The sequence below is a fragment of the Microcoleus sp. B13-B6 genome (genome assembly GCF_036705405.1).
In the GTDB taxonomy this organism is placed as follows: domain Bacteria; phylum Cyanobacteriota; class Cyanobacteriia; order Cyanobacteriales; family Microcoleaceae; genus Microcoleus.
Map to the genome: position 1 here is coordinate 2,510 of NZ_JAUBUJ010000162.1, position 8,320 is coordinate 10,829.

General features: G+C 43.3%; 1 protein-coding gene. It reads left to right on the top strand.

The window, feature by feature from the left end:
* A partial coding sequence (locus QUB35_RS36885) for a Calx-beta domain-containing protein (RefSeq protein WP_333147711.1) occupies positions 1 to 8,320 on the top strand: 8,320 nt, incomplete at both ends.

The window sequence follows — 8,320 nt, forward strand, 5'->3', positions numbered from 1 at the left end:
CTTGGGCAGACTATAACGGAGACGGAAAACAGGACTTTCTATTAACAGGTAATTCAGCTTCAGGTGAAATATCCAAATTATACAAAAATACAGGGAGTGGTTTTGTAGAAGACACCACTGTTTCCCTACCTGGTGTTTACAGAAGTTCCGTAGCTTGGGCAGACTATAACGGAGACGGAAAACAGGACTTTCTATTAACAGGTAATTCAGCTTCAGGTGAAATATCCAAACTGTACAAAAATACAGGGAGTGGTTTTGTAGTAGACACCACTATTTCCTTGCCTGGTGTTCAGGAGGGTTCTGTAGCTTGGGCCGACTACAACGGAGACGGAAAACAGGACTTCCTGTTGACAGGTTATGGAGCAAATTTTGTTAGAACCTCCAAATTGTACAAAAATACAGGGAGTGGTTTTACAGAAGACACCAGTATTTCTTTGCCCGGTGTTGGTGGTAGTTCTGTAGCTTGGGCCGACTATAACGGAGACGGAAAACAAGACTTTGTGTTGATGGGTTCGTCGATAACCAAAGTGTACAAAAATAACAGTGTTTATCCAGATATAACCGTACCAAGAATTAACAGTTTAACACCGATTAATAATGCTAATAGTGTTGCTACTGATGGAGAATTAGTAGTCACTTTCAGTGAATCAATTGCCAAAGGAACAGGAAATATTGTTATCAAAAAAATGGGGGATAATTCCATTGTGGAAACTATCCCGGTTACGGGTAACAATGCCACTATTAGTGGCAGTCAGTTAAAAATTAAACCAACAGTTAGTTTAGCTGAAAAGACCGATTACTATGTAGAAATTTCGGGTGGTACTATTCAAGACTTAGCTGGAAATTCTTCTGCTGGAATTAGTGGTAACGGCAACTGGAAATTTCAAACAATTGACTCAATTGCTCCCACAGCCATAAGTTTTACCCCTGCCGATAATGCTCGTAATCTCAACGTTTCTGCGAATTTAGTAGTGAACTTCAGCGAACCTATTCAGAAAGGCTCGGGCGATATTAGTATCAGGAAACTATCTGATAATTCCCTTGTTGAACGCATTCCAGTTACGGACAATAAAATTACCGTTAGTGGAAACCAACTCACGATTAATCCAACGGCAGATTTAGCCCCAAATACGGACTATTTCGTTAGAATTGCCGGGGGAGCAATTAAAGACTTAACGGGGAATAATTTTGCAGAAATTTACGACAATGATGCTTGGAACTTTATTGCCGATAAAATTGCACCCACAGCAACAAGTTTCACTCCCACTCATAATGCTACGGCTGTTGCAGTTGCCAGTAATTTAGTTGTCAATTTCAGCGAACCCATTCAAAAAGGCACGGGCAATATTGTCATCAAGCGAAAGTCTAATAATTCCGTTTTTGAAACCATTTCTGTCGGAGCAAATAATGTCACGATTAGTGGCAGCCAACTCACCATTAACCCAACTGCTAACTTGGAGCTAAACACACAATACTACGTCGAGATTACTAACGGTACAATTAAAGATTTAGGAGTAAATAATTATGCGGGGATAAGCGGAAATAGTGCTTGGGACTGGACAACAAATGCTGTTAATGTTCTTCCCACAATTTCTATTAATGATATTGAAGTTGATGAAACGGGATCGAATGCTATCTTTACCATTGCGCTTTCAACAGCAAGCACTACACCAGTAACGGTTGACTATGTAACCGTTGACGACACGGCAAAAGCAGCCGATAAAGACTATACAGCGATCGCCAAAACTCCGATTAAATTTGCATCAGGTGAACAAACAAAAACTATAACCGTCCCAATCTTGGAAGATAATAATATATGGGATCCTGATGAAACATTTAAAGTTGTTTTGAGCAACGCTCAAAATGCTGCGTTGAGTAATAAAGTGACTGGGGTAGCTAAAATCAAAGATAGCAATAAGCCTGTACTTAGCCTAGAAACTCGCCTGGACACCCCGATCTCTGTTCAAGAAGGAAACAGTGGTATTTCTAATACTTACGTTCCTATTTCCCTTGACAAACCGAGCAGTGTTCCGGTCAAAGTTAAGTTTGAAACTTATTATGGGCCAAATTGGGTGAACGACTTAGCAACGCCAAATGAGGACTATACCCCCATTCCACTCCAAACTATAACCTTCAATCCCGGAGAAACCAAGAAAAAGATCGATATAGCTATCAAAGGCGATCTCATTGACGAAAAAGATGAGTTTCTTGGTGTTCGCATCAGTGATCCTGAGAATGCTTTATTGTCTACATTATATAGGAATGATCGGGGTATATACATAGAAAACGATGATGCTCCGCCAGAAATTTCTGTAGAAAATATTACTCTGAACGAGGGAAATGCTGACGGGAATAACAATACCTTTTCTACCCAAGCCAATTTTACAGCTACTCTCTCTAAGCCATCTAGTCAACCGATTAGTTTCTATTATCGGACTGAAAATGTAAGTTCTTATGGTCAGATCGGGGCTGCCTATCAGCCGGTTCAACGGACTCTCGCAACATTTGCCCCAGGTGAAACCAGTAAGACGATTAGAATTCCAGTAAGAGGTGACACGGCATTTGAAGAAAACAGCACTTTAAAGTTTAAGCTGATTCTTGACACCTATGGCACTAATGGGAGCATCGCTCAAGATAAAGGCAATGCGATCGCAACGGTACTCGATGACGATTCCAAACCGACAATTTCTGTTCCCGATATCAATGTTGCGGAAATAGTTGGTTCCAGCAGTGGAGATGGAGTCGCTAATGTTGAGATTAAGCTGTCTAGTCCCAGCACAGAGTACGTATCGGTTAACTACGCATTCAAAGATGGTACGGCAATCGCGAATCAAGACTATAAGCCAGTCGCCGCTGGTACAGTCTCATTCGCGTCAGGCGAAACCACTAAATCCATATCGGTTCCGATCATTAACGATGGCAAGCAAGAACCGGACGAGACTTTTTCTGTCATTCTCAGCAATCCCGTCAATGCCCCGCTTGCCAAAGATACTGGAACCATTACGATTAACGACAGAATCGACCTTTGGATTGATGAGGCGCCCGTAAGCATGACTGAGGGCGACACTGGTAAAAAAGAAGCGACTTTTACGGTCAATCTTGCAAAAGCGCTCAACGTTCCAGTAACGGTTGACTACAGAACAACAGGTGCAAACAATGGTATCGATTATACGCACCTTCAGGGCAAGCTTGAGTTTGCCCCCGGAGAAACAAAGAAAACTATTAAAGTGCTGGTGAATGGTGACACCGAGATTGAACCTGACGAAACGTTTAATCTTGTTCTCAGCAATGCCACTAATGTCGCCCTGACAAAAAATACAGGTACAGTAACAATTGTTGATGATGACAAACCAGTAGCTACGATTAGCGATACTGCCATTATTGATGAGGACAAGGGAACCGCTACATTTACCGTCACTCTTTCTAAACCCTTGCCACCAAATGCACTGCTTGGATTTACAACTAAAGATGGTACAGCCAAGGGTTCTGACATATATAGTAATAATTCTGACAATGATTACACCGCACTCGACCCATATAATGCTCTTGATTTCGAGCCGGGACAAACCAGCAAAACTATCACCGTTACCACCAAGTCGTTAACGGATGACCAAAAAAACAGACTCCGTGGGCTTGAGGCTGACTTTGTTTACGTTAAACCTGATACCAAAGCAGAAGGTGATGAAACGTTTAGCCTTGTTTTAAAGGGTAATAGTTTTGTCAAGGCTGTAGGGGAGGGGACAGTTGTCATTGATGATTTTAATGACTCACAATCCTTCTATCCTGACGGTGCTAGACCCAACATTTCGATCGACCCTGTTGTCCTAATCCCCGAAGGAGCAGAGGGGACTACTACCTCAGCCATCTTTAACCTCAAGCTCGATCGCCCCGGCACAACCCAAGCTCCAGTTAGCCTTCGCTATCGCACGCAGGATGGCACTGCTACAGTTTTAGATAAAGATTACCAGGTGATCGACCCACAGCCAACTTTAACGTTTGCACCAGGAGAAACTGAAAAAACGATTCGCGTTAACATCAATGGCGACTCCAAAGCTGAATTTAACGAGCGCTTCAAACTGATCTTAAGCGGTCCAAGCAATGTCACCTTAGACAATAGTGTTGCACAGGGGATTATCTTTGAGAGTAGTAACGGTAAGCCGTCAAGAGCGAGTATGGCTCAACTCGCTTTTGATTTACTGGGAGCTTCGGCTGCCCAGGATAATAAAAATGTCGCTCTACCGTTCTTTGGGAAATTTCCAAGTGATTTACTTCAGAATAGTTTGTCTAAGGTGGGTCAAAGCTTTGCGAATGTACTGGTTGAGAACCCTCAACTGACTGGCAAAGAGCTAAAAGAAAAGCTAACAGCAGTCTTACCGCAGGGATTTTCTTTAGATATTTCTCAATTTGAAGTAACAAATGATAAGTTACAATTTCGGATCAAGGCAGAGGAAAAGTTTGAAGAAACTTCTCTGGGGAGTAAGGGATTTAATCTCTTTGACCGCATCAAATTTAAAGACAATGGCGCAGGTGGCAGTTCTACAACATTGAATTACGATCTGGACGTGCGCTTAGAATATAAACCAGAACTCGGATGGTATATCGACACCGGATATACAGAGCTCACCAGTCTAACTGAAGAACAAATCAAAGCCGGTTATAAGTTGTCTAACAGTATCATGGGATTTTTGCCTGTGGAATTTACTGGCAAGTCGGATGATACAGGTTTAAGTCAATCTCTGGCAAACTATCAATTAAATTTGCGCGATATTGATGGATCAGGAAATGACTCTGATGGCTATGGACTAACTGCAACAGAAATAGCACAGAATTATTCTTCAGCTAAAACTCAACAGGTATATGAGTCTGAATTGAAAGCAGGTGGGACGCTCAATCTTGCCGGTCAGGTGACAGACAAGTATTGGTTCGCGCCACCTTTCCAGTTCGACCTATCTACTGACTTGCCTCTAGTAACCTACAGCAACGGCAAAGAAATTAAACAAGAAAATCCAAATTCTTTCAAGCTTCATAACATCAAATTAGATTTAGGGAAAACGATAACAGATATTGTCAACCCAATTTTTGGCAATGATGGTTTTGTTTCGAGTATCCTTAAACCCATTCGACCAATTATTGATTTCCTCAAAAGCGATACTAAAATTTTTACGGGAATTGACAATGCCTTAAAAAGTGTAGATTTTGATGGCAGAACGACTTCTTTCTTTGATAGTGACTCTGATCGGAAAGTCACTATTTTGGAACTCGCAACCAAACTGGCAGAATTGTCAGGAGATCCTAAAGCAAAAGCTGCTTCTTTGTACGTCAATGCTGTTGTTCAAGTAGATGAGTTTAGCAGATTAGTTGAAGAATCTACTAAAGATGGTAATAACTTTGCACTGAGTTTTCAACCTTATACCTGGAGCAAATCAGGTACTGAAGAAGCACAAGGTTATGACTTAATTAAGAAACTAAGTAGCAACGCTCAAGAATATGCAGACAAGTACAAAGAGCTTGAGGAGAAGGAAACAAACCGTAAGACTGCATTAAGCAACAGTCTCACGCAACAGAAAAAAACATCAGGGGTAAAAAACCAAGTTAGCGGGACAAAAGATCAAAATAAAAAGAGTAAAGTTGCGGACAAACTGTCAGGGGTAATCGAGAATCTTAGCTTTCCACTCTTTAGCGATCCTGAATCCACTGGAAAGCTCTTGGCTGGAAATGACATTCCCATCATGACGTACAAACTGCCCGAATTAGATTTATCTCTAGCTGGGTTGAGATACGATCTCGTTCCAGGGTTATTGGGAATTGAGGGTGGTATAGATTTAAAAGTTCGTCCCATCGATATTGGTTATGACACCAACGGTATTAAAAAGATAGTTCAAAGCCTTGAAGCCAACAATGGTTATTGGTATCTGGCGGATCTTTGGCAGGGGTTTTATGTCAGCGATACAGAAAACGCTGACGGCACCGGCGACGATGTACCAGAAGCTACGCTCAAAGCATTTTTGCAACTGTATGCTGGTTTAAATAGCCCTGTACTTACGGCTAAGGTAACAGGGGGAATCGAAGGCACAATCGATATGGATCTGGTGGATCGTAGCACTCCACCAGATGGAAAACTGCGCGGTTATGAACTGAGCGATATATTGTATAATCCCGGTGCATCTTTCAACTTTAAAGGCTCGATAGATGCCCGGGCTAAGGCTGAATTTGGTGCATTAGGTATCACAAAAGAGTTCGACTTAGCTAAAGAGAATCTGTTCAAGTTTGAGTTTGGAGCAAAACAGGGAACAGTACAGGCCAGCTACATTAGCACCGCTACTCTGTTCTTTGATGCCAACTTGAATGGTGTGCAAGATGCTAGTGAGCCATTCACTCAAACCAAAGCAGATGGCAGCTATGAGATAGAGATTCCCCTTGAAACCTTTGATACTAACAAAAATAACTCCCTTGATCCCAGTGAAGGGAAGCTAGTAGCGATTGGCGGTACTGATACAGCCACGAATTTGCCCCTGGATACGCCCTTGTTTTCCACAGCCAACACGATGATGGTGACTCCTTTAACAACGCTTGTGGCGGAGTTGGCATTAACTGATATTTCTTTAGAAGAAGCAGAAACTCAAGTAAAAGCAGCTTTGGGTATTCCCTCTGGTGTTAAGTTGAGTCTATATGACTCTCAGGAAGCGATGGCTAATGAAGAACCTAGTGGTTTAGCTGTCTATGCCTTGGACGTTCAGGTTCAAAACACTATTGTCCAAACAGCTAAGTTTATTGATGGAGCAAGTAATCTATCGCTGACTCAACTTGCGGGGGCGGCAATTGGCGCGATCGCCAATCAAGCTAAGGGCGGCACTCCTTTAGATTTGGGTAAAGCAGAAACAATCTTAGCGATGGTTCAAGGAGCCATTACTCTAGCAGCAAAGTCCGATCCAAAAATCAATCCAACCCAGCTAGAGAATGCCGCTAAAGCCGCTGCTCAAATCATGGCTCTGGGCAATCAAATGGTCAAGGAGCTCGTCGCTAGCGGTCGCCCCATCAAAGATATCGCTCTTGACATCACCAAATTGCAGGCGGTGTCTGTAGGTCAAATTGCGGTGGGACTGCCGGAACTGGCTGCGGGCACTGTGACAGTTGAACAGTTCCTCGCTAACAACACCAAAGAGGCGATTCTGGCTCGGATGGAGAAGGTGAAGGTTAATGACCCCACTGTTCGCCCTGTTGTCGAGACGATCGATGGTAATAGCCCGATCGTTCCAGAGGAACCTACCTCTGGCGAAATCGACACCGAAACCGACACCGAAACCGGCACTGACACCCCAACACCGATCGCTCCCACCCCACCGATCGCTCCGACCCCATCATTAACAGCCTCGGAAACACCAACCCCATCACTAACAGCCTCAGAAACACCGACACCATCGGAAACACCAACCCCCACGCCAATAACTAATAACCTCTCAGACGATGACTGCATCTGCGACCAAATTACCTATCCCAACTTAAACCGACCCAACTCTGTTGAAAACACCATACTCGGCGCATCTGGCCTTCAAATAGGCACTGCCCAAAACGATGAATTACTAGGTAGCGATGCTGCCAACATATTCGAGGGCAAATCAGGAGATGACAACTTATACGGTGGTGCCGATAATGACATTATTAATGGCAACCAAGGCAACGACTTCATCGCCGGAGGCAAAGATGAAGATACTCTCTACGGAGATGAAGGAAGCGACATCATCCTTGGCGAATCGGGTAACGATTTAATCTTCGGAGGCAAAGGCAATGACTTCTTACATGGCCGCGAAGGTATTGACATCATTTATGGCAACAAAGATGATGACTTCATTGATGGTGGTAAGGATAATGACATCTTATATGGAGGCAAAGGTAACGACATCCTGCTTGGCAGTCAAGGTGATGACAATCTGTTTGGACAACAGGGTTCGGATACCATCTGCGGCGGTGAAGGTAATGACTTAATCAACGGTGATGAAGGAGCAGATATCCTGGGAGGGTGTGCAGGAAATGATACTCTGTTCGGAGGCGCCGATAACGATACTCTCACTGGTGGCAAAGGCAACGATCTCCTTGACGGAGGCATGGGCAATGATAGTTTGATTGGCGGTAGCGGCAACGATATCTTTGCCTTAAAAGCAGGTCAAGGATTTGATATTATCGCTGATTTTACTCTGGGTCAAGATTTGATTGGATTGAGCGGTGGCTTGAGTTTTGGTCAGTTAGAAATAACTCAAAATACTCAGGGAACTCTCATCAAGAATCTCTTGACAGGGGAGCAGTTAGGTGTGATGGTTGGAGT